The sequence below is a fragment of the Streptomyces aurantiogriseus genome (genome assembly GCF_014649375.1).
GTDB lineage: Bacteria > Actinomycetota > Actinomycetes > Streptomycetales > Streptomycetaceae > Streptomyces > Streptomyces aurantiogriseus.
In genome coordinates, this window is record NZ_BMSX01000016.1 from 175079 (window position 1) to 200478 (window position 25400).

Sequence of the window (25400 nt, forward strand, 5' to 3'; positions counted from 1 at the left end):
CGCCGGGCGTCCGAGCCGCCGTCATCGCAGTCCGAAGAACTCGACCTCCAAGATCGCCGTGTGCCGGTCCTTCCCCTCGGCTCCGTAACTGGACCGGACGATGAACCGCACCGAGCTGACGTTCTTCCCTTCGAGGTCCAGTGTCTGCGGCCCCGGCTTGTCCTCCAGCTTGAGCCGCTTCTTCTCGACGTCGCCGCCCGGTTCGCCCAGCTCGACATCGAGGACGGACGGCCTGGCCTGCTTGAGGAACTCGTCCTTGTTGACCGAGACCCCGGTGTGGATGATGAGTTTCTTGAGCGTGACGGGCTGTTCGAAGCGTGCCTCCAGATCCTCACCCGTGCCCGCGCCGGCCGGCGCCGGCGCCCAGTAGGTGTTGTTCGCCCCGTCGAAGGCCAAGGTCGGCCCATGGTCCTTGAGGTGGTTGGACGCCTCCGCGAACTTCGGGTTGACGGGGGTGGGTTCGGCCGTCCGGTTCCGGAGGCTGTCGATGAGGCTGCTCAGGTGGGGCCGGGCGAGGTAGCCACCGCCGAGCAGGAGGACCAGCGTGATCGGGATCGCGAGGCTCGGCCGTCGCCATGCCCGCGCCGGAGGACGCTGCCCGGCCGCGAGCCGACGCGGCGGGCGGCGGCCGATCCGCCGCAGCAGTCGCGCCCACCACGACAGCCGCTCCTCTTCCACCACGGGCGCGGTGAGAACGGCGCCGCAGCGCAGACACAGGGTGCGTGTACGGGGGTTGGCCTGTGCGCATGCCGGACAGACCAGGTCATCGACCGGGGTCCGGGGGCGGGGCGCGGTCGCGGTGGTGTCCTCCGTGCCCGGCGACGCAGGCAGGTCGTCCGGGTCCGCCGACCGCTCACCGGGCCGCCGCACGGTGCCGGAGGCCCCGGCTTCCGTTGCCGTCCGGGGCCGGACCGGTCCGGCCGGCGCGGCGGGGACGGACGGTCCCGCCCGATTCGGGACAGTCTGCTCCGGCGTGGCACCGGGCTGCTGCGCCTGGGGCTGCGTCGGAGCGGGTGCCGAAGTCTCCGGCCGGGGCAGGACGGGAGCGGTCCGGGTGGCCGCCGGCTCCGGCGCGGGACCGGCGGCCGCGGCTCCCCGGACGGACGGCCCGGAGCGGGACACGTCCGGTGTCACGGGGCTCGGCGCCACGGGACCCGGCACCGCCGGGCCGGAGACGGCGGGCTCCGCGACGGCCGCGCGGGGCGCCGTTCCCGTGCCCTGGCCGCCGTTCGCGGAGCCGGCGCCGCTCTGCTCCCACGCCAGGAAGGCGTTGCAGGACGCGCAGAACGCCGCGTCCGGCGCGTTGTGGTGGCCGCAGTCCGGGCAGGCCGGCCCGCCGGGGCTGCTCATGACGCCTCCGCGAGGGGCAGCAGTTCCGTGTCGTACCCGACGTGCGCCGGCACCTCACCGGCCACCAGCCGCCGCAGCCGCTCCGCGCCGGCCGCGTCCGGGTCGGCCACCCGCACCCGTACGGTGACCCGGGGCGGAGCACCGGCCGGCCCGGGCAGGGGGCTGTGTGCCGTCTCGGACCACGACGTTCCGCCCGTCTCCTCGATCTCCGCCTCCGTGCCGAACTCCAGCCGTACGGCTTCGGCGAGTCCGCCTCTCGTTCCCCGTCGGCGGTGCCGTTCCACCGCCCCGAGGACCGCGGCCCGGCGCTGTGCGGCCGACTGGCCATCGGCCGGGCCCGCGGCCACCCACTCGCCCATCCACGCCACGAAGTCCTCCGGGGCGGTTCGCGGGTCGAGGTGGGCGGGGAGGTTGTCGATGGTCAGCAGCACCGGCGCCAGTACGTCGTCCAGCGCCCCGAGGAACCGCTGGATGAAGTCCTCTCCCAGGTACACGGCGGGGAGCTGGTAGATGAGTGGATGAGGCGTGGGCAGTCCCGCGACTGTTCCGCGCATTCAGGCCTCCCGCATTCGGAGTTGGTGCTCGTAGGAAAAGACGAGGGCGTGCGGTTCGAGCACGATCCTGGTGACCGGCTCGGCGCGCTGCCCGGTCAGCGGGTCGGCCGGGAAGAGCCTGACGTCCTCGACGAGGTCGACGCCCGGCACCCGTTGAAGGACGGCGTACACCTCTCCGGCGTGGATCGGCCGCCCGAACGGCCAGCCCTGCCCGCTCGGTCCTCCGGTGATCGGGTTGAAATACCCGTACAGGGCGGCCAGCGCCGCGGTGCGGACCGGGTCGGCAGCCGCACCGCGAGCCGCCAGGACGGACGCCACGACGGTGACACCCTGGTAGTAGGGCGGCTCGACCACCAGCCGGGTGCCGATGGGACGGCGCTCGTCCAGGTAGTCGGCGAGGCCTCGCAGCGTCTCCCGGGGCGGCACCAGGTCGTCGAAGTGCAGCCGTCCCTGTTCGTCGCTCCGCACGGCCGGCACCAGAAGCAGCCGCACACCCCCCTCCTCGCCCTCCCCCGCGGGTACGCAGGCGACCCGTGCCGCGTCCGGGGCGACCTCCCGCGCCAGCACCTCGTAGTCGCGCGGGACGACCGCCCGGTACAGGGTGCTCAGCGTCATGGGGCCGCGGACCTTGGCGCTCTCCACGCTCTCCCCGTCGACCCCGCCGACGGCGGCCCGCCGGTTCTCGGCCCGCGCGACGAACGGCAGCGAGGTGCGCAGCACCCGCAGCGTCCCCTTGGCGACGTTGCCCGGGCTGCCTCCTCCGGTCCGGTAGGCGCGGATCCGCACCGGGGTGCCCTTGGCCGGCACGGCGCCGTAGTAGCGGATCGTCCCGTCCGGCTCGCGAACGGCCGGACCGAAGTCGATCCGGCCGGAGTTCGGGTCCAGCGTCAGGTGCCGGTCGCCGGGTCCCGAGTGGGCGAAGTCGTCGACGCGGTGCCACTGCGACCAGCCCGAGCCGTCCGCCACCTCTACGACGAACGGCTCGTCGCCCGGGACGACGGGCGGCCGGGCGACGTGGAAGGACTGGCCGGGCACGCCCTCGGACAGCCCCAGGACCTCCTCCGTCACCGTTTCGGCGTGCACGGCCTCGACCGTCCCGCCGATGGTGAAGGCCTCGGCCTCACGGATGGTCGGCGACTGCAGATAGGTGGGCTGGTCCGGTTCGGCGGAGACCAGCCGGCAGCGCACCCACCCCGCGGACTGGCGCGCGATCGTGGATTCCGCGTGGTTGCCCGGCAGGTGCAGCACCACCTGGCCGGGGCGGTTGAAGCCGCCGGTCGTGTCCTCCTCGACGTCGCAGCGCGCCCACACCGCGCCGTCCCACGCCTCCCAGCGCAGCGGCGGGCGCCGCGGGTCGACGCCGACGCCGTCGACCCGGCAGTCCAGACGCAGCACGACGACCCCGGCCGGAACGGGGTTGGTCAGGCCGACGTACAGGGCATCGCCAGGTTCGGGTTTCGTGCCGAAGCAGGGCACGTCGCGGCCGAGGGCGAGTTCCTGCGTACGGTCGGCGGCCCCGCCTCCGGCGGGGCAGGTCGCCAGCCGGGTCAGCCCGCACGGCACGATCGGCAGGTCGCGGACCGTGGTGAACACCACGGCCTCCTCGGTCTCGGTGCGCACGGTGGCGACCTCGGTGCCGGCCCTGACCCGGACGGTCTCGGGCTGCGGCGCGGACAGCCAGAACGTGACGTCCGTGCGGGCGGCGGTGGGCGGGTGCAGTCGGACGCCGATCAGGTCGAGGAAGGCCAGGTAGTTCTTCTCCGGCACGCGGTTGAGGCGGTAGAGGAGCTGGTCGACCATCGTGGCGAACGCCTCGATCAGGGTCACGCCCGGGTCGGAGACGTTGTGGTCGCTCCACTCGGGGCAACGCTGCTGAACGAACCTCTTGGCGTCGTCGACGAGTCCCTGGAACCTCCGGTCGTCGAGATGGGGGCTGGGCAGCGTCACGGACCCGTACCTTCCTCGTGTGCGGGGATCACATAGAACGGGAACACGAGGTTGCGGGGGTCGTTCGTGCCCCGCACGGTGTAGCTGATGTCGATGTACAGCACGCCGTCCTCCACCGCGTCGAACCGGACGTCGATGCCCACGACCTCGATCCGCGGCTCCCAGCGGTCCAGGGCGAGCCGGATCTCGTAGGCGACCTGGCCCGCGGTGCCGGCGTCGGCCGGGGCGAACACGTAGTCGTGGATGGCGCAGCCGAACTCCGGCCGCATGGGGCGCTCCCCCGGGGAGGTGGCGAGCACGAGCCGGATCGATTCCTCGATCTCCCGCTCGCCGCGCACCAGGGCGATGCTCCCGGTGGCGTCGGTGCGCGGCGGGAACGCCCAGCCCGCGCCGACGAACTGCTGTCCCATCAGCCGGTCACCCGCCGATCAGGACGGTCGGACAGCCCGCGACGATCGGAGCCCCGCAGGCAGCGGTGTCACCGATGCGGGCGGCGGGCTTGCCGTTGATCAGGACAGTGGGGCACCCCGGCGGAATGATCACGGACGGCGGGTGCACGGCAGGTGGCGGGAAGGCGCAGGTGTGGGTGGTACCGACGGTGGCGGCGGGCATGCCACCGATGAGGACGGTGGGCGCGCCAGGCGGGCCGACCGTCCCCGGGTGGCCGGTGGGATCGCCGACGCGAGCGGCGGGTGGCATGGCGGAGGCTCCTTTTCGTCGGCTGTTCGCTTTTCGTCGTCTCTTCGTCGTATCGGGGCCGGCCGTCGGGGTGTGGAGTCGTGAGGCCGGTCGCCGTCGTGCCGGGTGTCGTACGTGCCACGTGCCGCCCCGTCAGTTGATCCGGACCAGGCCCGCGTTGATCGTGCAGGTCGCCCCGCCCTTGATCTCCGTGCGCGCGGTGCCGTTGACCGCGACCTGGCTGCCCTTCACCTCCACTCCCCCGCTCGTCGTGAGCCCGACCTGGCCGCTGCCGCCGTCCACCTGGACGCCTGTCTGCGCGGTCACCTTCACCGACTTGCCGGTCAGTTCGAGGGTGCCGCTGCCCGCGTCCATCAGCGCGCCGTTGCCCGCCTTGACGGTGACCTTGTCCTTGGCGTCGATCTCCACCGTGCCGTCGCTGTGCACGATGATCTTGGTGCCCTTGCGGTCGAGGTCGATGGTGAGCTTGCCGTCGCCGGTGACCATCCGTACGCCCTGCGGGCCGGAGGCGTTGTCGAGCAGTTCGAGCTGGTTGCCGCTGCGGGAGGAGAACGACCGCCGGTTGACGGCGCCGCTGGTCCCATCGATCAGCTCGCCGCTCGCCGTGGACGGTTTGTCCTGCCCGTTGAAGAGGCAGCCGAGTACGTACGGGCGGTCGAGCCGGCCCTGCTCGAACCCGACCAGCACCTCGTCACCCACCTCCGGGACGAACGCGGAGGTTCCCTTGCCGTCCTTGCCCCCTCCTCCGGAGCTCTGCGCGCACCGGGCCCAGTCGCTGACGTACTCGTCGGACAGCCAGGGGAACTTGACCTTGACGCGGCTGAGCTTGTCCGGGTCCTTGGTGTCGGAGACGATGCCGATGACGACGCCGTCCATCTCGGGGAGCCGGCCCGCCCGGCCCGCGGCGCCGCCGGCCAGCGCCGACAGCGAGCGTTCCTGCTGGCCCGAGACGGTCACCCAGGTCTCGTAGCCGCGCAGTGCGTCGAAGACATGCCGGGAGGCGGTGACGGTGTACCGGCCCTCGAACGGGGCGCCGACCCCGGACAGCGCGACCGCGCCGCCGGCCCGGACCTCGGGATTGCCCTGGATGACCGCCTCCATCTCGGCGAACGACCCGGCGATCCGCTGCGCCAGCGCCTTGGCGACCTGCTCGACGCGGGCCTGCGCGCCGTAGGTGTTGTCGGTGACGAGGTAGTCGGCCTTCCCGAAGGGGCGCGCCGCGTCCGCCGGGCCGATGCCCAGCTGGACGGTGTCCGCCTTGCCCGCCTCCGCCGTGCCGACCAGGGCCCGCTTGGTCTTGGTGTCCCAGCCGCGCACCTGGACCTGGGAGACCTGCTCGGCGGCGGTCACCCCGGCGCGGCAGCGCACCAGGTTCTTCCCGAGTTCCAGCACGAGCGGGTCGCGGTCGGCGCGGGCCGAGGAGCCGGGCGCACCGGACGCCGCGGTGGGCCTGGTGACATGCAGGGCGCCGTCGATCACGTACACCTGCGCTCCGGCGTCCTCGGCCAGGTCGCGGACGAACTCCCAGTCGGAGACGTTCGCCTGGGCGACGTGTTCGAGGACCGGGCCGGAGACGTCGATCGTCCCCGTCTGGAGCCCGGCGCGCTGGGCGACGCGGCGGCAGATGTCCGCGACGGTCATGTTCTGGTAGGCGGCGACCCGGCGTCCCCGGAAAAGCCGGTGCGCCTTGTCCATACCGCGGACCACGGTGAACGTCCCGGTCTCGTCGAAGTCCAGCTCCAGTGCGGTCACCTCACCCTTGAGCAGCGGTTTCGGCGAGCCGCCCGCGCCGGACGCGGCCAGCAGCCGCGCCTCGGAGCCGATCTTGATACCGGCCTTGTCGAGCAGCACCCGGCTGGGGTCGCGGAACCGCAGAACGAACGTGTCGGGCAGGGTTCGGCTGTCGTCGACGTAGCCGTCCACCAGGGTGTTGGCGAGGTCGGCGGGGAGCCTGGTCCCGCCGATCTCCATGACCAGGATCTTGGCGACGGTGTCATTGGCCATCAGCTGTCCTTCCGGCCGCCGGTCGCTGCGGACCCGTACGCGACGGGATCCGCCGCCCCGCCCGGCACCGTGTCCAGTTCGTCGGCCGAGGGGAGCAGCAGTTCCCGCCCCTCGGTCAGCCGCATCGGATCGTCGATGCCGTTGGCCTCGGCGATGGCCCGCCAGGCCGCCGCGTCGCCGTATTCGGCCCAGGCGAGGCCCTGCAGCGTGTCGCCGGCGCGGAGCCGGTGGACACGGCGGGCGGTGAGCGCCCCCGAGGTCGGGTTCTGGCCGGCTGTCTCCCCGCTGATCTCCTCCATCGTCACCTGGCACACCGCGCGGATCGGCACCCCGGACGTGGTGAACAGCGTGTACTTGACCTGGACCTGGCTGACGTAGCCGGGGAAGCCGGTGATGCCGCCCCAGTGGAAGACCACCCAGGGCGGCGACGACCGCTGCGCCTGCCGGGTCTCGTTGGTCGGTACGCAGCAGGCGAACAGGCTCTCCACAGCCTTGACGACACTGGTGTCCTGGGTGTCGCTCGCGTCGAAGAACATCTCGACGGTGAGCTTGCTGGGCTGCGGCCCCTGGTACTCCGGCGGGCCCGCGCTCTTGGCACCCTTGGCGGGGGTGCGTTTCCAGGACGCCGACTTGCCCAGGCTGAGCTCCTTGGGATTGAACTGGAAGTCGATACGGCCGCAGGGTCCACCGGGGGTGAGGCTGCCGCCCGAGGGCGGGGTGCGCAGTTCGAGGTAGGCGTGCTCCAGCTTGGGCCGCGCGTCACCGCCCGCGGCCGACGCCGACCTCGCGCCGCCGCCTGCCGCACTGAACGCCACGGGCCCGCTCATGCTCCGGGCTCCATCGTGTAGCCGTGGTGCGCGATCTCGATGGTCTCCGTGGCGACCTTGGGCGACTCGGGATTGAACGTCGGCCCGGTCCAGCGCACCGGCACCACCTCCAGCAGGCCCCAGCGGGCGACCATCACGCCGTCGCCGGTACGCGCCTCGATGTGCGCGGTCTTGCGGGCGAACCCGGTGGTCATGCTGGCGAACCACTTGGCCACCTTCTGGGTGTCCTTCGTCAGCGGCCGGGAGAGCTTGACGTTGGGGTACTTCAGGCGCGTCGGCAACTGCCAGACGTGGCCGTTGTTCCCGCCCTCCTCGCGGGGTTCGAGCACCACCTCGCAGCCCAGCCCCTCACAGGTGTTGAACGACCCCAGTTCGATCCCGTCGATCGTGACGACGAAGCAGACCGAGACCGCCGGGTCCTGGGTGATGGACATCCGATGCCCTGCCTTTCTTTCGGTGCCGGGTGCTCTGTCAGTGCCGGGTGTTGATCAAGGTCCCGGTACGTTCACGTTCGATGCGCAGCTCCGCCCTGAGCAGCCTGCTGAGGGGGGCGACCAGGGCTCGGACGAGTTCGTCCGTGACCTTGGGGACGCCGGCCTTCCCCGGGGTGGCGGACGAGGTCGAGGAGCCGCCGACGGGGTCGGGGGCGTCGGCGCCGACCGAGGGCGCCGGTGGATCGGCCGGCTCGCCCTGCGCCGGCGGGTCGGCCGACGGCTCGGTGCCCGGTGCGCCGTCCTCGGCGCGTTGCACGGCGGGCGCGGTGAACTCCACGGAGCCGTCCGGCATCCACCGGGCCACCCCGGCGGCGACCGCCGCGGCCCCCGCGCTGACGCCGGGCGTCACGCTGGAAACCGACGGCGCCTGTCCCCGAGGGGGCAGGGGCAGAGGAGACGGCGGGGCAGGGTGGTGCACGAGCGGCGGATCGGCGCCGCGGACCGTCTCGAGCCGCTGCAGCGGGACCGCGGGGCCCAGGGCGCCCGGACCTTGAAGCGGGCGGGTGGACGGTTGGGGGGCTCCATCGGGGAGGACGGCGCCGGCACCAGGGGCGCCGGGGAATTCCGGGGGGCCGGGGAAGCCGGAGACGCCGGAGACTCCGGGAAGCCCGGAAACACCAGGGAGGCCGGAGGCGCCGGAGACGCTGGGAAGCCTGGAGACGCTGGGGAGGCCGGAGACACCGGGGAGGCCTGCGTCGCCGTAGGACCAGGCAGGTGGGGTGCCAACGGCGAGGGCCGCCGCACCGGTGCCCGCGGTCCGCTGCACGACGCCACCCGCGTGGCCGGAGGCGGCGCCGGGGTACGCGCTGCCGCCGCCGGTCGCGGTGTCCCCTCCGCGAGGGCCGCCGTGGTCGCCGGAACCGCCGAAGCCGTCGGCCGCGGCGCCGGCCGACCGGGCATGGCCTCCGGAACCGCCGGCCCCCGAGACGGACCCTCCGCCCCCGACCGGCTCCCATCGGACCGGGACCGCGGCCGCAGGCTCGGAGGCGGCCGGCGCCTCGGCGGACGATGACGGTTCCGGCACCGTATAGAGAGGCAGCGACCGCTGCGCCACCAGCGGGAACACGGGGCCGGCGCCCCGGGCCACCGACCCGGCACCGAACCCCGCTTCGGGCACCGCGCCGGGAAGCGTGGGCTCGTCCACGGCGTCCAGCCGCCGCATCGGCAGGGGCGTCGCGGCCGTCACCATCTCTCCCGGGCCAGGCGCCTCGAGCACCACCGTGTCACTCACCGCGAGCGGTCCGGCGTCCCCGAGCAGCGGTGCCCGGTCGGCCTCCGCGACCTCGGGCGTCGCACCCGTCGACGGGGGTGCGGGGGGTGAGCCGCCGGGAGCGTCGAGTCGCTGTACCGCGACCGGCCCCGGCGACGCGGCGCCACCGGAACCGGCGGGGGATCCGGAGCCGGCATCCGGCCCTGGTCCTGCTCCTGGGCCGGTCCCTAGGCCTCCGGTGCCCGAGCCGGGACCGGTGCCCGACCCTGGGCCTGGGCCTGGGCCGAAGCCGGTGCTCGGAGCGGGCATCGGACCGACTTCCACGGCTTCGGCGCCGACGCCGGTCGCCGTCTCGGACGAGAGCCCTGTGCCGAGGTCCACCGGTTCCGTGGTCAACGGTGGCGCGTCGCCGAGCAGCGGCGCGGTGCCCTCGCCGCCGGGCGACGACACTCCGGGCTCAGCCGGGTCTGCCACGCGGTCCAGCACCGTCGGCACCTCCGGAGCGTGTGGGACCCGCAGGTCCTCTGGTGCCGCCGGTGTCTCCGGGGCGCCCAGTATCTCCGGGGCCTCTGGTGTCTCCGGTACCTCCACGGTTCGGGAGACCTGCGCGACGGAGGGGACAGAAGGGGACTCGGCAGACTCGGCCGGTGGCGCCGCCGGGCCCGGAAGCGGCAGGGCTGTGGGCGGCAGCGCGGAGAGCGGCTCGCCGAGACCTCGATGACGTGGACGCGGTGGGGCCGCGACGTCACGCTGCACAACGGGCTGCACGGCAGGCCCGGCGCCGTCCACGTCGCCGATGAGCGGAGCGGTGGGGGCGGCGTCCGGTCCCCGGCCGGCGGCCGTGCCGGTGCGCGGCGCGGCGAGGGGGAGCGAGGCCGTGTCCCGTACCGCCGTCGACCGGTCGGCGACCGACGCTTCGGTTCGCTGGACGACGCCGCCCTCCTCGTTCCGCTCCGCATGCGTACCGGGCGTGGCGAGCAGGCCGGCGACGGGCTCGTCCGGGGTGCCCGGGGCCAGGGGACCGGAGTCCGCGTCCGGCGCGGACGGGGGGACCGCAGCGAGTTCCCACGCCGGTACGGCCGGTGGCTCCGCGACGATCAGGGGGCGGGCGGGCGCGGGGCCCGCGGGGGCTGCCGGGACGGACCGCACGCGCATGACCGTCACCGGAGCGGACGGTGCCGTGTCCGGCTGCGGGCCGGTCGACGGAACAGTCGACGGAACGGTTGCCCGCTGGAGCGGCGCCAGGGGAAGCGGCGCCGGTGCGGCCACCCGTACGCCGTCGGGCACCGACGAGTCACGGCCCGCGCCCCCGTCCGAGTTCGGGTTCGGGTTCGGGTTCGGGTTCGGGTTCGGGTTCGGCGCACGGTCCGGCTGCTGTGCCGTCCCCGGGGCCGGGGACACCGACCGGGAGATGATCGGGCCACCGGCTGACGCCACGCCGGGCTCGCCCGCCCACGTCTGCTCGGGATCCTGCGCGCCCCGCGGTACGCCGAAGGCGTGTGCCTCCGGCCGTGTGCTCGTCCGCTGCACCGGCATCGTGGGTTCAGCCAGCCCATGGACGACGCCGGACGGCGCCTGTGCGCTGACGAGATGGCCGAGCGGTCCGGTGACGGTCGGGTCCTGCCATGTGCCCAGCCGCCCGCCGAACCCGCCGGGGTCGGTGAGCAGACCCATGGGGGCGCTCAGCGTCCGTTGCACGGGTGGCGTCGACCGCCACCCGTCCGTGACCTGTGCGTCCGTCGCCGCGTCCGGTCCGGGTGGCGTCGTCCCGGCGTCGGCGCGCGCTCGCGTTTCGGGCTCCGTGACGCCCCGCGAGCGTTCACCGCTCCTCGTCAGCCAGGACAGCAGTCCCATCTCGGTGTCCTCTCACCGCCCGTTGAGACGGGCGATCTGCTCGACGTACCGCTGCCGTTCGGGGTGTTCCAGATCGAGCAGCTCTTCGAGCGGCCAGTGGAAGTGGTAGGCCAGGTACGCGATCTCCTCGTAGAGGCGCTCGACCGCGTACGTCACGATTCCCCCAGGCGGCCCCCGGCGAGGTCCACGGCGAAGTGTTCCTGGCAGGAGGGGCAGGTGACCGCGGCGCGGGTGTGGCCCTCCGCGTTGATCCGCCGGTAGAAGTCCTGGAGGAAGGCGAGGTCCGAGGCGAACAGGTCTTCCACGATGCCCGCGTGGACGTCCTCGATGGTGCCGAGCCGGGTGATCACCCGGGCGATCAGGACCACCGACAGGTACGCGGAGTTCTCCCGCACCCGGTCGTCCCGCAGCGGGATGAGCTCGTCCCGGGCCGTGGCCAGCCGCATCACACCGTGCCGGTGCACGGTGCCGGATTCGTCCACGTACCCCCGGGGCAGTTCGAAGGCGAACTCGGTGCGGAGCGTGTCACGCCCCGCACCGCTCGCGCTCTCGCCCGGTCCCGCCATGTGATCCTGCTCCGGTACGCCCGGGAGCGGCTGTGCGGCCTGCCGCGCCGGAGAGGGCATCGTCCTGCGCATCACTCAACTTCCATGCTCTCGTACGTGATCGAGAGCTTCTCGGTGAGGACCGAGGTGTCGCCCGCCTTGAGGGTGCCGATCTCCAGCGACTTCGGCCAGGCGTTGATCAACTGGTAGCGCTTGATCGCGCTGCCCTCGTAGTCGTAGACGATGATCGCGCCGTTCTTACGGGCGTCGCCCATCTTCCCGAACCGGGACGACTTGATCCACGCCTCGAAGCTGTTGTCCTCGGTCAGACCGCGGGTGACGGTGACCTCGCCGGCCTTGGGGCGGCCCGGCAGCTTCTTGACGGCGTACTTTCCGTCGGCGGTGTTCTGCTTGAGCTCGATGACGTCCTGTTCCATCTTCAAACCGCTGACCTCGGTGATCTGCTTGATCACCACGCCGTCGAATTCCAGCCCGAAGGAGTGGCCGACAGAGCTGTCAAGTTCGGGAAGTGCCATCCCAGCCTCCATGGCTCATCGCGTGTGTGGAGCGGCGGTCTTCCACCGCCCCGGGACCGATCCGCGGGGCGGCCCACTGCCGTCGGGCCACTCCCCCGCCTGCCGTTCTGCTACTCGTCGACCGATCCCGTGCCGCCCGACAGCTGTGCCAGCCGGAACACCACGAACTCCGCGGGCTTGACCGGAGCGACCCCGACCTCGCACACGACCTGGCCGGCATCGATGCTCTCGGCGGAGTTGGTCTCCCGGTCGCACTTGACGTAGAAGGCCTCGTCCGGGGTCAGCCCGAACAACGCGCCCTTGCGCCACTCGTTGACCAGGAACGCCGAGATGGTGCGCCGGATACGCGCCCACAGGGCGTCGTCGTTCGGTTCGAAGACGACCCACTGCGTGCCCGTCAGGATCGACTCCTCGAGGTAGTTGAAGAGCCGGCGCACGTTCAGGTAACGCCAGGCGGCGTCGGAGGAGAGGGTGCGGGCGCCCCACACCCGGATCCCGCGGCCCGGGAAGGAGCGGACGCAGTTGACGCCGATCGGGTTCAGCAGGTCGTGCTCGCCCTTGGTGATCTGCGTCTGGAGGCCGACCGCGCCCCGCAGGACCTCGTTCGCCGGCGCCTTGTGCACCCCGCGCGACTCGTCGTTGCGAGCCCATACCCCGGCGATGTGCCCGCTCGGCGGGACGAAGGTGTTACGGCCGACCGACGGGTCGAAAACCTTGATCCACGGGTAGTAGAGCGTCGCGAACTTCGAATCGAAGCCGGCCGTGTCCATCCGCCAGTTCTTGATCTGCTGCGGCGACAGCCCGGGGGGAGCGTCCAGGATGGCGACCCGGTCGCCCATCAACTCGCAGTGGGAGATCAGGGCCTGCTGCACCGAGATGACGGTCTCGTCGTCGACGACGCCGCGCTGGTGGGCGCTCATCAGGTCGGGCACGGCCACCATCGTGATCTCGTCGATGGCCTCCAGCCCGCCGAAGCCGGTCCGCTCGTCCGCGTCACCGATGTAGTTGTCGGCCGACAGCGCGACCGTGCCGGACCCGGCCGGAGCGGGGGCCGTGCCGGACTGGGCCGCGAGGACGACCGTACCGGTGTCGGGCTTTGTCGACGCGGCGGCCCGGCTGACCTCCTCCAGGGCGATGACCTGCGACTTCTCCTTGACCTTGGTGACGACGTTGTCCTTGCCGCGGCGGGTGGACACCGAGGGGTAGGTCTCCTTCTCCTCCCCGTCCACCTTGACCACCAGCTTGAACGCCTCGCTCGGCGGCGCCTCGCCCTCCGCCCCGGCGACCTCGACCGTGATCTCACCGGTGACGCCCGGCAGGGCCCGGACCCGGAATCCGCCGAGCAGCGCCTCGGCTGCGGACTCACCGCCCGCCGTCCCGCCGGCGGACCCGCTCGGCAGTTCTCCCGCGACGCCGTTCCCGCCGTCTCCGATCCGGACGACGTAACAGTTCCCGCCCCCGTTGGCGAAGTACCCGTACACGGCGGACGCCAGGTAGGAACCCTCGACGAAGTCGCCGAAGACACCTACGTACTGGCTCCAGTTGGTGACGAGTGTCGGCTCGTTCAGGGGCCCTTGCGGGGCGAAGCCGAGAAACGCGGCGACCGAGGTGCCCACTCCCTCGATCGGTCGTGCCCCGGCCTCCACTTCTTCGACGTAGACGCCCGGGGACAGATACGACGGCATACCCACTCCTCCTTGACCAGCGGCCGAAGCAGATTCTGACTCCGGTCGCGATCACCCGGACGTGCCGTTCGTCCGCCGCGCGGTGCACAGCCCACTGCCCGAACAGGCACACCGCCCTTCCCCCCGGCGTACCCACCCTTCTCGTGTACGAGTGGCCACGAACCCGAACACTTGCGGCCATGAAGGCGGCGCCGGACAAAAAGACCAGCGCGAGGACCAGCGCGGCGCCGGCACGCCCGGCGGCCCCCGCCCAGGACCAGGCCCGGCCCACGGTCGAGGGATCCGCCTCGCCCACCACGGTGGCCGAGCCGGAGAGCGCACTCCCGGCGGGCCTCGCCCCGCACCAGTTGCGTCTGCTGCAGGCACAGGCGGGGAACGCGGCGGTGGCCCGGCTGGTCGCGCAGCGCCAGACCGCGGCTCCGCCCGCCGCGGACGCCCCGGCTCCGCCGGTCAAGCCGCCGCCGTCCGCGTCGCCCGCCTTTCAGGACCTGAAGTCCGAGGTGCGGGCGAAGAAGACCGCGGCCTCCCGGCACGCCCCCGCCGCCGCGGAGTCGAAGGCGGCACAGGACGCCGCCGTCGCCCCGCCGGACGACAAGCAGGCTCAGGGCAAGGCCGCGCAGGCCGAGAAGATGAACGCCGCCAAGCCCGGTGTGTTCGACAAGGCCGGGTTCATCGCCGCCGTCAACCAGGCCGTCGCCGCGCAGGCTCCGAAGAACCTCGACGAGGCCGACAACTTCTCCGGGTCCGGCAAGGCCGAGGCCGTCAAGGGCCAGGTCAGCGGGCAGGTCAGCCAGGGCAAGGCCGCCTCCGCCAAGGAGATCGACTCCACCACCAAGGCCGGCCCGGACCTGTCCCAGGCCAAGGACAAACCCGTCACCCCGCTCACTCCCGACGCTCCCCCGCCCGTCCCCGGCACCCCGAACCCGGCGGGCGCGGTCCCGGCCCGGCAACCGGACGCGGTCACCGACTTCTCCGGCGGCCCGCAGCAGGTCAACCAGCAGATGGCCGAGGCCGAGGTCACCGAGGACCAGCTCGCCAAGAGCAACGAGCCCCAGTTCACCGATGCCTTGGCGGCGAAGAAGGAGGGCGAGAAGCACTCCGCGACCGCGCCGGGCCAGGCCCGCGGCGCCGAGGCCAAGCAGCTCGCCGCCGCCAAGCAGGGCGCCGCGGCGACCGGTGCGCAGGCCATGGGCGATCTCGCCGCCACCCGCGCCGCCACCGGCAAGCAGGTCGACGGCGGCAAGGGCGCCACCAAGTCGGCCGACGAACGCAGGCGGGCGGAGGTCACCGCCCGTCTGCAGAAGGTCTTCGACGCCACCAAGAGCGACGTGGAAGGCACCCTGTCGGGCCTGGACAAGCTGGTCGACGAGAAGTTCACCGCAGGCGAGAAGGCCGCGCGGGACGCGTTCACGGCGGACCACAAACGCCGGATGGACGCCTACAAGGACAAGCGTTACTCCGGCTTCACCGGCAAACTCAAGTGGGTCAAGGACAAGTTCGCGGGCATGCCGGAGGAGGCCAACCAGCTCTTCCAGGAATCACGCAAGCTCTACGTCGCGCAGATGCAGCAGGTCATCTCCTCCATCGCCGACGTCATCGGCACCGAACTCGGCAGGGCCAAGGACCGCATCGCCAAGGGCCGTGCCGAACTCAAGGCCGAAGTCGACCGTCTGCCCGCCGATCTGAAGAAGTTCGGCCAGGACGCCGCCAAGGACTTCACGGAGAAGTTCGACGGACTGGAAGCCGACGTCAACGCGAAATCGGATCAACTGGTCCAGGACCTCGCCCAGAAGTACACCCAGGCGCTGAACGCGGTCGACGACGAGATCAAGAAGCTCCAGGAGGAGAACAAGGGCCTCATCGCCAAGGCCAAGGACGCCGTCGTCGGTGTCATCCAGACCATCATCGAACTGAAGAACATGCTGCTCGGTGTCCTGGCGAAGGCCGCCACCGCGGTCATGAGCATCATCAAGGACCCGATCGGATTCCTGCGCAACCTGGTCTCCGCCGTCGGCGCCGGTCTCCGGCAGTTCATGGGCAACATCGCCGAACACCTGAAGAAGGGCCTGGTCTCCTGGCTGCTGGGCACCGCCGCCGGCGCCGGCCTCAACCTGCCCGCGAAGTTCGACCTCAAGGGCATCATCCAGCTCATCGCCGGCATGCTGGGGCTGACCTGGGCCAACATCCGCGCCCGCATCACCCGCAAGGGCGTCCCCGACCAGGCGGTCACCGCCGCCGAACAGTCCGTCCCCGTCGCGCAAGCCCTCCAGAAGGAGGGCCCGGCAGGCGCGGTGGACCACATCAAGGCGGAAGTCGGCGACCTGAAGTCCACGATCCTGGAAAAGCTGACCTCGTACCTGATCCCCACCGTCATCGTCGCGGGCATCACCTGGATCATCTCCCTGCTCAACCCCGCCTCCGCCTTCATCCGCGCGGTCAAGGGCATCATCGACATCGTCACCTTCGTCGTGACCCAGGGCGCCCAGATCATCCAGTTCGTCAACTCGGTCCTGGACGCGGTCATCGCCATCGCAAGCGGCGGCGGGGGTGGCGTCCCCGCCCTCATCGAGGGCGCCCTGGTCGCCTCCATCCCCGTCCTCATCGGCTTCCTCGCCGCCCTGCTGGGCGTCGGCAACCTCGCAGGCAAGGTGAAGCAGGTCTTCCACGCCGTCGCCAAGCCGGTCAACAAGGCGATCGACAGGATCGTGGACTTCATCGCCAAACAAGGCAAGATGCTCTGGAACAAGCTAAAAAGGGCGAAACATCGCAACGATGGAGGCAGCAACAGCGAGCGCAAGGCAGCGGACCGACAGGGCCCGCACGACCCTGGGCACGCCTCAGACAAAGAGACGCGGCAGAGCGCCGACGTGAAGAAGGAAGCCAGGGAACTTCTCACCGAACCGACATCTAGGCCCGTACCCAGCCGCCAGGCGCTCGAACGGATTACCGGAAGCGTGCTTGCACGCCTGCATCCCAAGGGGCTGAAGTCACTGGAAGTGGATTCTTCCGGGGGCGACACCACCAACTTCACAGTCATCGCGAAGGCAAGTCCCCCGACACCTGTTGCCCAAGGCGTGATAGAGCGAACGAGCGCGGATTACAAGGAGATCCTGCGCAAGGCGATTCCGACAGCAGCCTCGATAGTGCCTTTCCTCAAGAAAATGGCAGCGAACCAACACGAACTCGTCGAGCACGACGGAGAGCAGATTAAAGTCGATAAAGACCTGTTCGAGAAGGCCTGGAATAAACAGCCCTTCAAGGCTGCCCGGGGTTTCGTGAAGAAAAGATTCCGAGACGCCATGCCCGGCCATCACGAATGGATACCGAGCGATTACATTCTTGTGGTGCTGGAACGGGCACAGAACGCAGCCGATATCCCCGCCGGAGAAAAGTGGATCGACTTCCATCACAAGATGCGCAGCGACACAGCTCAGCTCGTCTTTCATAACCTTTCCCAGGCGCCTCCAAAAACAGTGGAGGACTCGATCAACGATGGCCCGAGAAAGAAGTTCACGGTACCCAGCGGCCACGTAGGAGCCGTCTACTACAAAGGGGACCAGCAGACGAAATACGAGTCCGCTTTCCACAACGCCGTCCGCGGAGTATTCAACGGCGCTCAACAAATATCAGGCGTGGCCCAGAATCTGAAAAATGTGGCCATGACGTGGATATGGGACGGAAAGCGCACATATCCACACGACGTGCACCCGGAATGCCTTGACAAGAACGGCGATCAAGTTACCGCAACCAGGCAAGAGGGTAACCATAGAGCAGTCATCGACAAGATCGACCTACTGTCCGATGGGGACTGATCATGCGTAATGGCACACCTTCCGAAGGATCCACCGAAGGAGATTACAGAGATGCATTGAGCTGGATCAATGCATCCTCCCTGGGAGACGAAGAAAAGCAGAGCCTTCGCCGGTTTGCAGAGGCTTTCTCTACACTCCGCTTCACCAGGGACTCCAGCTCGGCAATTTCCCATTGCGAGCAACGGGATCGCGTCCACCTTCCACAGTGGTTCCGCCAGGTGCGCCAGACCCTCTCCTTCACAATGGCGAATCAAGCGCAATTTCCGCCCGTACTCGCCAGATTCGGTGGATACGACTTCGACTGCAACATGGCCGACTCCGACGCAATCGCTTGGTATCAGATCAAAGTCGGCGTTATGGGCGAGGACGATCGGGACCTCTTCGTCGACAGCGCCGGCCTGTACCCCATTGCAACGTGGTTCGGGACCAATGAGTCATACCTCGCCATCAATCTGCGTGATCCCGAGGATCGACGCATCCATGAGTTCTCCGGAACGGACTTCTGGGACAATTTCTTCAACGGCGAATCCCTTGAGGGAACGAGCGAACCAGCATTCTCCTCGTACGCCCGTATGCTGTCACACATTACCGCTGTCAAGTTTCCGGATGGCCGCGAAGTTCAGGCAAGCAGGTCCGCCATCTGATCCACAGGGGAAACGCCTCTCCTGAAGCCAGCTGAGCTTGATGCAACAGAAGCAGTGCATCTCATTCACTGTGGGGGCCATTGAGCAAGCCCGTCGTGCCCTACCTGGTCGAGGGGGCTCTACTCAAATCGACCAGACAGTGCCGCGCTGCGTGAGCCCATGCGCGAGCTGTGTTGATGAACAGTCGGAACCTCGCCCTTGGACCTGCTCTGGAGCATGCCAGTCTGCTCGGCCTCCGGCACCGTTCTGAGGATGGATCTGCCGCCCCCAAGGGCACGATGGTGCTCTGCGGGAGCCGAGCGCGGGTTGTAAGAGTCTGACCGGCGGGCCCCTACGACGCCCACCACACCGCCTTGTTCGTGTCGTAGCTGCGGCTGGCGCTGTGGGCCGCTCGGGTGCCGCCGTTGCAGGGCTGGGCGCAGAGGACGCGTAGGTTGTTGACGTCGTTGGCCCATCGTTTCGCTTCCGCGCGGGTGATCGCGCTGACGCTGCGGCCGTCGACCTGCCAGGTCACCGCCGTCGCGTTGGCCTGGACATAGGCGATGATCTCCGTGATGTGGTCAATGGTGACGTAGCGGTTGCCGTCCGCCGCCGTCTTGTCGCTCAGCTGGGGGATGTACGTGCCGCACTGCGCGCACTCGTACTCCGTCCGCCCGTTCGCGTTCTGGCTGGACGTCGCGTCCAGCACAGCGGTCGTCGTCGCCGGGGTGAAACCGATGTCGTCCCTGGTGCCGCTCCAGATGATCTCGTCCCTCGGGCCCCGGCTCGGGAGTTCCCGGGCCCGGGGCGTGTCCGGGTCGAAGCCCTGCTGGACCTGTTGCCGGGCGGAACGCGGTCGGTTGCCGTACGGGGAGTTGCTGACCGCATGTCGCTTCTCCCGGACGGTACGCTCCGGCGTCCGTTGTGCCGTCAGGAGCCGTACGACCGCGTCGTTCCCGGCCGTCCGCTGCAGGGCCAGCAGAGCGGCGACGGGCGAGTCGTACCGTCTGCCGGTGCGGCTGGTCTGCTCCCTGCCCTGCTCCGTCAGCCGTTCCTCGTGCGCGCGCACAGCGGTCCTCCTTCGTTCGGTCAGGTCACAGGACGAGCAGATCGACGTACGGCCCGAACTCGCTGGCCAGCGTCAGTCGGCCCAGCTTCTGGTATTCGCGCTGGATCGCGTGGATCAGTTGCCGCATGGTCAGCGGTGAGCCCGCTTCGGCGGTGAGGTAGGCGGCGGTGACGGCGATGGAGCGGATGTTGCCGCCGGCGAGTTCGAAGGAGTCGGCGCAGAAGGGGAGGTCGAGGTCGGCGGTGTCGGGGAGGAGGGGGGCGAGGCAGCGGTGCCAGAGGGCGAGGCGCTGGGCGGAGTCGGGGACGGGGAAGTCGACGACGAGGTCGAGGCGACGGGTGAAGGCGTCGTCGAGGTTGGCACGGAGGTTGGTGGCGAGGATGGCGAGGCCGTCGAAGGACTCCATGCGCTGGAGGAGGTAGGCGCTCTCGACGTTGGCGTAGCGGTCGTGGGCGTCCTTGACCTCGGAGCGCTTGCCGAAGATCGCGTCGGCCTCGTCGAAGAGGAGGACGCCGTTCACCCCGGCCGCTTCGGAGAAGATGCGCTCGAGGTTCTTCTCCGTCTCGCCGACGTACTTGTCGATCACGGTCGAGAGGTCGACGGTGTAGAGGTCCAGGCCGAGGTCGGCGGCGATGACCTCCGCGGACATGGTCTTGCCGGTACCGGAGTCGCCCGCGAACAGGGCGACGACGCCCCGGCCGCGGGCGCCGCCGGGGCGCATCCCCCATTCGCCGAGAACGCGGTCGCGGTGGCGGGCGCGAGCGGTGAGTTCTCGGAGCTGGGTGAGGGTGTCGGCGGGCAGTACGAGGTCGTCCCAGCCGACGGCGGGTTCGATGCGGCGGGCGAGGAGGTCGAGTCCGGCGGAGTTCTGGGCCCGGGCGCCCCGGCGTACGTGCTCGGGGCGCAGCTCGCCGCCGTCCAGAAGCGCGTTCTGGGCGGCGCTTCGGGCTGCCCGGGTGATCTGTTCGGGGGTGAGGAGGAAGGGGGACAGGAGGTTCGGGACGTCGATGCCGGCGGGCACGGAGGGCCCGTACGCGGCCTGCCACAGCGCGGCTCGCGCGGTCGGCTCGACGCGCGGGGCGCGCAGCAGCAGGGGGGGACGGGTGGACCAGGCGGCGTCCCATGGGACGCGACCGACGAGGGCGACGGGGACGGGGGCGTCCGTCAACTGCCTTAGCAGCGCGGCCCGTTCGCGGTCCCGGTCCAGGGCGTCGACCGGGGCGCAGACCAGACCGGCGCCGGTCAGCCGGGCCTCGCGTACGGCGGTGCGCACGGCGTCCGCGGGGGCCGGGTCGCGGGCGAGGCGGGCCAGGTCCAGGGCGAGTGCGGGGCGCCCGGCCTGGGTGAGGGCGGTGGCGGCGAGGGCGGGGCCCGCGCCGCCCTGCTCCTCCCGCAGATAGGCCAGGGGGATCTCAGCGGCGAGGGCCCGGGCCAGCGGGGTGGCGTCGCCCACGCCGGGCACGGGCGGGGTGGGGGTCAGCAGGTCGGCGACACGGGGGTCGGGGGTGTCGTCGCCGAGGAGATGTGCGGTGACCCGGTCCGGTACGCGCAGGGCACGTCCGAGGAACGGGCGGTCCGGATCTTCCGTGAGCAGCAGGCCGGCGGCGAGCAGGGGGGCCGTCGCGCCCAGGCGGGCGCGGGCGGACGCGTCCGCCGCGGACAGTCCGCACAGTGTCAGCACCAGGCCGATGGTGGGCCGGCGCCGGGTGACGTCGTCGTTGAGGTAGCCGTAGAAGGATTCGAACCGGGCGTCCAGGTCGGGCAGGAGGGTGATGAGCAGGATCTCGACGTCGAGGTCGGTGAGCCCGAGATCGGTGGTCAGCCGGCGCAGGCGGCTGGGCGGTTCGGCGGTGTCGGCTCGCGTCTCGGCCTCGGCGTGCCGGGCGGCGTCCGTACGGTCGGGGGCAGCGGGACGGGGCGGCGTGTGGAGGAGGCGGTCGACGGCGTCGTCGGTGAGGTAGAGGCCCCGGAAGGCGTCGTCGGGGTTGGGGTCGGTCTGCCTGCGGGCGGCGACGGCGCGGCGTACGCGTTCCTCGACGAGGACCACCCGGTCCAGCAGGTGGCGAAGGCTGGGGTTCTCGGCGATGGGATGCTCCTCGCTCCGCTCGGTGTGTGCGCGTGGGGTGCCGCGGGTCGTTGCCTGGTCGGCCGCGTGGTCCCCCGTGCCCCTCACGGGGCGCGGTGCCGCGCCGGGCCTCGGCACGACCGCGGGTGCGGCACTCGCGAGCCGGCGCCGGGACCCCGCGCGCGGACGGGCCGGGACGGCGCCGGCCGCGGGCGACGCGCGGCCGACCGGTCGGCCGCGCCCCTCGCCGGGTTCCCGTGGGGGCCCTGGCCACAGGGCATCCGGCAGCCCGTGCTCATTCGCGGACGCGCCGGGACAGCGCCGGCCGCGTGCGACGCGGCGCCGGCTCGTCCGCGGCGTCGGCTTCCCGCGCATCGGTGGGGCCCTGGCCGGTGCGCCCGGTGTTCTCCAGCCCGAGCCGCAGGCCGCCCTCCTCGGTGACCGGCGGCGCCGCCGGAACGCTCCCCGTGCCGACGAGGGGGACACTGACCACGAGGTCGAGGGAGGGCTTCAGCTCACCGCCGAGCGCGCTCCACACGTCCGCGAACGACCGGTCCTCGGGGGGCGGCAGCGCGATCGTCATCGGCACCGGCAGCGGAAGCTCGGCCAGTGAGCCGGTCAGGTGCTCGGTGGGCATGGCGTCGCTGCGCAGCAGGCACAGCAGGAGGGACGACAGCAGGCGGTGTTCGTCCTCGGGACGCCGGGTCCAGGCGGTGATCAGGTAGGACAGCTTGAAGTACCGGGGCGGGCGGTGCCGGGCGATGACCATGCCGCGCCCGTCGTACTCGTTGGACAGGCCGCGGGAGCGGCGGCGCATGTCCTCCCGGATGTCGTAGAGGTACAGATTGACGGTGGGGGCGTTGACCTTGGCCGCCCACTCGCGGGTGGGTGCGTCGAACACGATGCTGACCTGTGTGCCGCCCAGGGCGTCGCTGCGGACCAGGGCGCGCAGTGCGTCGTCCACTTCGTGGATCACGGTTCCACCTCCGCGCGGCTCATCCGCGGCCGATGAAGTCGGGGGGCTGGAGGCTGCGGGGCACGACGAGGACCTCCGCGTCGATCGGGTCGTATCCGGGTCCTGTGGCGCGGAGCAGCCGTGGTCCGGTCTGGTCCTTGCGCAGGACGAGGACCTGGGCGCGGAACGTTCCGTCGGCGCCCACCCGCACCGGAACCGTCGCCGCGGTGATGCCCTGGCTCCACTTCAGCTGTACGACGGTTCCGGCCGGGAAGTCGCGGCCCTCGGCGAGGACGACGTCGCCCAGCCGGGCGACGACGGGCCCGACGGTCAGCTCGGGCTGGAGGACGCGGAGCCGGAGCGTGTCGGTGTTGTTGGCGGTGCGCGGGTCGGTCGGCGTGCCGGCGACCCGGGCCGTCAGGGTGCCGCTGGTGGCCTTGTCGTACGACAGCCGGGTGGTGACCTGGATCCGGCCGCCGGGCGGCAGGGTGCAGGGGCGGGCGGCGGTGCAGCGGTCCTGGGGGCTCACCACGGTGGCGGACCCGGGTGTTCCGGCGGTCAGGACGATCTTCGTCGCGGGGTCCGGTCCGGCGTTGGTGAGGGTGAACGTCGCCGTGACGGTGCCGCCGGTGAAGGCGGGCTGCGGGCCGGCGGCGGCGGTCACGGCGAGGTCGGCGGAGGGCGCGACCGGCACGGGCGGGATCAGGACGACGGTCACGACGGCGGTGTCGCGGCCGGTGTTGCCCGCCTCGTCGGTCGCCGTGCAGGTGACGGTGGTCTTCCCGATCGGGAAGTTCGACCCGGAGGGCGGGGCGCAGGTGGTGGGGAGGGTGCCGTCGACGAGGTCCTGGGCGGTGGCGGTGTACGAGACGGGTGCGCCCTCCCGGCTGAGGGTCCGCACGGTCCGGTCGTCCACCTGGACGACGGGCTCGCCGTCGTCGACGACGGTGAAGACGGCGGTGTCGGTGCCGGTGTTGCCGGCGGCGTCGGTCGCGGTGCAGGTCACGATGGTCTCGCCGACCGGGAAGGTGGAACCGGACAGCGGCGTGCAGGTGACGGCCACGGGTCCGTCGACGATGTCCTCGGCCGTGGCCGTGTACTCGATCACGGCGCCGTCGGGACCGGTGGCCGGCTCGGTGAGGTCGTCCACGGTGACGACGGGCGCGGTCGTGTCGACGACCGTGATCACGGCGGTGTCGGTGCCGGTGTTCTCGTGCGCGTCCGTCGACGTGCAGGTCACCGTCGTCGGGCCGACCGGGAAGGTGGAGCCGGGGGGCGGTGTGCAGGTGACCGTCGTCGGTCCGTCCACGATGTCGACCGCGGTGGCGGTGTACTCCACGGCCGCGCCGTCGGGACCGGTGGCCTCCACCGTCAGGTCGTCGACGGTCACGACGGGCGCGGTGGTGTCGACGACGGTGACGACGGCGGTGTCCCTGCCGGTGTTCTCGCGGGAGTCCGTCGACGTGCAGGTCACCGTCGTCTCCCCGATCGGGAACATGGAACCCGACGGCGGCTCACAGGTGACCGGCAGGTTCCCGTCGACCGTGTCCTCGGCCGACGCGGGGTACTCCACGACCGCGCCGTCGGGACCGGTCGCCTCCGCGGTGCGGTCCTCGACGGTGACGACGGGTCCGGTCGAGTCGGTCACCGTGAACTCGGCCGTGTCGCGGCCGGTGTTGCCCGCCTTGTCGGTCGCCGTGCAGGTGACCGTCGTCCGCCCGATCGGGAACGTCGAGCCGGAGGGCGGCTCGCACACCACCGGAACGTCGCCGTCCACGATGTCCGTGGCCGTGGCCGGATACGTGATCACGGTGCCGGCGGGACCGGTCGCCTCGGCGGTGCGGTCGTCGACGCTCACCGCCGGCGCGGTGGTGTCGACGACGGTGACCACGGCCGTGTCGCGCCCGGTGTTGCCCGCCTTGTCGGTCGCCGTGCAGGTGACCGTCGTCCGCCCGATCGGGAACGTCGAGCCGGAGGGCGGCTCGCACGACACCCGGACGTCGCCGTCGACGTTGTCGCGCGCGGCGGCCGTGTAGTCGACGACCGCGCCGTCCGGGCCGGTGGCTTCCACCGTACGGTCGTCGACGGTCACCGCCGGGGCGGTCACGTCGTTGACGGTGATGCGGATCTGCTGCCGGTAGGCCGGGTCGGGTGCCGGGCCGAGGGAGAACTGGACCGTGCAGGACAGCGTGGCGCCTTGCGGCGCGTCCGGGGACACCGTGATCACCTCGCTGAAGGAGGCGGTCTGGCCGCTGGTCACCTGGACGCTCGGCGGAGAGAGGGAGACGCCCAGCGAGGGGTCGCAGTCGACGAGTTGGTGGCTGACGGCGACCGGCAGGTTCGTCAGGCCCTGGACGATGGCGTTCGACACCTGACTCGGGTTGATGCCCTGGAGGTACGTACCGCCGGTGGCCTGGGTGACCTGTCTGGCCTGGCCGGACTGGTCGAGCCCGTTTCCGCCGACGCCGACGGCGAGGACCTTGACGCCGCGGGCCTGGAGCGTCCTGACGACGTCGGCGAACCTGTGCCCGTTGCTGGGGTCGTGGCTGGCGGCGTCACCGACCAGGACGACGATGGGGCTGGCGCCGTCCCGGAACGGGTTCCGGCCGCCGGCTCCGGTCGCCACCTCGTGGAGCGCGTTCCCCCAGTCCTCCGCCGTGTCGCCGCCGCCGGAAGCGGTCAGGGCGTCCACGCCACGCTGGATGGCGCCGCGGTCGGCGGTGAACGGCTGGTGCAGCATGAAGAGCCGGCTCCCACCGCTCACGTCGCCGTAACTGGCGACGGCGAACCGGGAGTCGGACTGCACCTCGAAGACCTGGTTGACGATCGTGGGCAGGTTGTTCCTCACGTTGGCGATGACGCCGCCCATGCTCCCCGTGTTGTCCACCAGCAGCACCACGTCCGGCTTGGGCGGCACCACCGGGGTCTGCACCTGCTTGGCCACGGTGATCGAGGCACCGGGATTCAGCGACTGCTCGACCAGCGACGGCGTGACCGGCGACACCGGGCCCGCCGCCTTCGGGGAAGGCGACGAAGAGGGCGAAGCGGAGGACGAAGCCGTCGTACGGGCCTGCGGCGCCGTGTCTTCTCCGATGCCGGCCCCCACCGCGCCGAGCGCGAGCACCGAGGCCATCAGGCCCGCCCGCAGCCGGAACCACCGCACGACATCCC

At 71.4% G+C, this 25400-nt stretch carries 19 protein-coding genes; 2 read left to right on the forward strand and 17 right to left on the reverse strand.

Going from position 1 to position 25400, the window contains the following annotated elements; translation table 11 throughout:
• Nucleotides 1-21: 21 nt before the first annotated feature.
• From IE263_RS30560 to IE263_RS30620, 13 genes are all read right to left on the reverse strand, one after another.
• The gene (locus IE263_RS30560) at nt 22-1350 is read right to left on the reverse strand and encodes an NADase-type glycan-binding domain-containing protein (protein WP_189941158.1); all 1329 of its coding nucleotides are present in this window, start codon (nt 1348-1350) and stop codon (nt 22-24) included.
• The gene (locus IE263_RS30565; RefSeq protein ID WP_189941069.1) at nt 1347-1904 is read right to left on the reverse strand and encodes a phage tail protein; all 558 of its coding nucleotides are present in this window, start codon (nt 1902-1904) and stop codon (nt 1347-1349) included. The genes IE263_RS30560 and IE263_RS30565 overlap by 4 nt, the downstream gene beginning before the upstream one ends.
• Nucleotides 1905-3851: a putative baseplate assembly protein gene (locus IE263_RS30570; RefSeq protein WP_189941070.1), complete on the reverse strand. Its 1947-nt coding sequence runs from the start codon at nt 3849-3851 to the stop codon at nt 1905-1907.
• On the reverse strand, nt 3848-4261 hold the full coding sequence (locus tag IE263_RS30575; protein WP_103553588.1) for a GPW/gp25 family protein: 414 nt from the start codon (nt 4259-4261) through the stop codon (nt 3848-3850). The genes IE263_RS30570 and IE263_RS30575 overlap by 4 nt, the downstream gene beginning before the upstream one ends.
• A gap of 7 nt (nt 4262-4268) precedes the next feature.
• Nucleotides 4269-4550, reverse strand: coding sequence for a PAAR domain-containing protein (locus IE263_RS30580; protein ID WP_189941071.1), 282 nt, complete (start codon nt 4548-4550; stop codon nt 4269-4271).
• A gap of 132 nt (nt 4551-4682) precedes the next feature.
• Complete coding sequence (locus tag IE263_RS30585; protein WP_189941072.1) at nt 4683-6554, reverse strand: VgrG-related protein; 1872 nt, start codon at nt 6552-6554, stop codon at nt 4683-4685.
• Complete coding sequence (locus IE263_RS30590) at nt 6554-7381, reverse strand: CIS tube protein (RefSeq protein ID WP_189941073.1); 828 nt, start codon at nt 7379-7381, stop codon at nt 6554-6556. The genes IE263_RS30585 and IE263_RS30590 overlap by 1 nt, the downstream gene beginning before the upstream one ends.
• Nucleotides 7378-7815, reverse strand: coding sequence for a phage tail protein (locus IE263_RS30595; protein WP_189941074.1), 438 nt, complete (start codon nt 7813-7815; stop codon nt 7378-7380). Before IE263_RS30595 ends, IE263_RS30590 begins: the two co-directional genes overlap by 4 nt.
• 37 nt (nt 7816-7852) lie before the next feature.
• Nucleotides 7853-10939: a hypothetical protein gene (locus IE263_RS30600; protein ID WP_189941075.1), complete on the reverse strand. Its 3087-nt coding sequence runs from the start codon at nt 10937-10939 to the stop codon at nt 7853-7855.
• A gap of 12 nt (nt 10940-10951) precedes the next feature.
• Nucleotides 10952-11095, reverse strand: a complete 144-nt coding sequence (locus IE263_RS30605) for a DUF6760 family protein (RefSeq protein WP_099935404.1) — start codon at nt 11093-11095, stop codon at nt 10952-10954.
• Complete coding sequence (locus tag IE263_RS30610; RefSeq protein WP_229911263.1) at nt 11092-11505, reverse strand: hypothetical protein; 414 nt, start codon at nt 11503-11505, stop codon at nt 11092-11094. Before IE263_RS30610 ends, IE263_RS30605 begins: the two co-directional genes overlap by 4 nt.
• A gap of 71 nt (nt 11506-11576) precedes the next feature.
• Nucleotides 11577-12020: a phage tail protein gene (locus IE263_RS30615; protein WP_189941077.1), complete on the reverse strand. Its 444-nt coding sequence runs from the start codon at nt 12018-12020 to the stop codon at nt 11577-11579.
• 110 nt (nt 12021-12130) lie between these two features.
• Entirely contained in the window at nt 12131-13705 is a 1575-nt protein-coding gene (locus IE263_RS30620) for a phage tail sheath family protein (RefSeq protein WP_189941078.1), read from the reverse strand.
• Nucleotides 13706-14088: 383 nt separating this feature from the next.
• On the opposite strand from IE263_RS30620, the gene IE263_RS30625 reads away from it, so the two are divergent.
• Together IE263_RS30625 and IE263_RS30630 are read left to right on the forward strand one after the other, a co-directional pair.
• Complete coding sequence (locus tag IE263_RS30625) at nt 14089-17517, forward strand: phage tail protein (RefSeq protein WP_189941079.1); 3429 nt, start codon at nt 14089-14091, stop codon at nt 17515-17517.
• A 2-nt stretch (nt 17518-17519) separates the two neighbouring features.
• Nucleotides 17520-18161 carry a hypothetical protein gene (locus IE263_RS30630; protein WP_189941080.1) on the forward strand — a complete coding sequence of 214 codons (642 nt, stop codon included), beginning with the start codon at nt 17520-17522 and terminating at the stop codon, nt 18159-18161.
• Between the two features lie 331 nt (nt 18162-18492).
• Here the strand turns inward: IE263_RS30630 and IE263_RS30635 are convergent, their stop codons facing one another.
• From IE263_RS30635 to IE263_RS30650, 4 genes are all read right to left on the reverse strand, one after another.
• The gene (locus IE263_RS30635) at nt 18493-19209 is read right to left on the reverse strand and encodes a hypothetical protein (protein ID WP_189941081.1); all 717 of its coding nucleotides are present in this window, start codon (nt 19207-19209) and stop codon (nt 18493-18495) included.
• Nucleotides 19210-19234: 25 nt separating this feature from the next.
• On the reverse strand, nt 19235-21295 hold the full coding sequence (locus tag IE263_RS30640) for an ATP-binding protein (RefSeq protein ID WP_189941150.1): 2061 nt from the start codon (nt 21293-21295) through the stop codon (nt 19235-19237).
• A gap of 274 nt (nt 21296-21569) precedes the next feature.
• On the reverse strand, nt 21570-22250 hold the full coding sequence (locus IE263_RS30645) for a Pvc16 family protein (protein WP_189941082.1): 681 nt from the start codon (nt 22248-22250) through the stop codon (nt 21570-21572).
• Between the two features lie 19 nt (nt 22251-22269).
• A complete protein-coding gene (locus IE263_RS30650) occupies nt 22270-25392 on the reverse strand; it encodes an HYR domain-containing protein (protein ID WP_189941083.1) in 3123 nt (1040 codons plus the stop codon).
• Between the last annotated feature and the right edge of the window lie 8 nt (nt 25393-25400).

Bases quoted from the DNA above. Each gene is read 5' to 3' on its own strand.
- IE263_RS30560 (WP_189941158.1), bottom strand. From the start codon at position 1,350: ATGAGCAGCCCCGGCGGGCCGGCCTGCCCGGACTGCGGCCACCACAAC.
- IE263_RS30565 (WP_189941069.1), bottom strand. From the start codon at position 1,904: ATGCGCGGAACAGTCGCGGGACTGCCCACGCCTCATCCACTCATCTAC.
- IE263_RS30575 (WP_103553588.1), bottom strand. From the start codon at position 4,261: ATGGGACAGCAGTTCGTCGGCGCGGGCTGGGCGTTCCCGCCGCGCACC.
- IE263_RS30580 (WP_189941071.1), bottom strand. From the start codon at position 4,550: ATGCCACCCGCCGCTCGCGTCGGCGATCCCACCGGCCACCCGGGGACG.
- IE263_RS30585 (WP_189941072.1), bottom strand. From the start codon at position 6,554: ATGGCCAATGACACCGTCGCCAAGATCCTGGTCATGGAGATCGGCGGG.
- IE263_RS30590 (WP_189941073.1), bottom strand. From the start codon at position 7,381: ATGAGCGGGCCCGTGGCGTTCAGTGCGGCAGGCGGCGGCGCGAGGTCG.
- IE263_RS30595 (WP_189941074.1), bottom strand. From the start codon at position 7,815: ATGTCCATCACCCAGGACCCGGCGGTCTCGGTCTGCTTCGTCGTCACG.
- IE263_RS30600 (WP_189941075.1), bottom strand. From the start codon at position 10,939: ATGGGACTGCTGTCCTGGCTGACGAGGAGCGGTGAACGCTCGCGGGGC.
- IE263_RS30610 (WP_229911263.1), bottom strand. From the start codon at position 11,505: ATGGCGGGACCGGGCGAGAGCGCGAGCGGTGCGGGGCGTGACACGCTC.
- IE263_RS30615 (WP_189941077.1), bottom strand. From the start codon at position 12,020: ATGGCACTTCCCGAACTTGACAGCTCTGTCGGCCACTCCTTCGGGCTG.
- IE263_RS30620 (WP_189941078.1), bottom strand. From the start codon at position 13,705: ATGCCGTCGTATCTGTCCCCGGGCGTCTACGTCGAAGAAGTGGAGGCC.
- IE263_RS30630 (WP_189941080.1), top strand. From the start codon at position 17,520: ATGCGTAATGGCACACCTTCCGAAGGATCCACCGAAGGAGATTACAGA.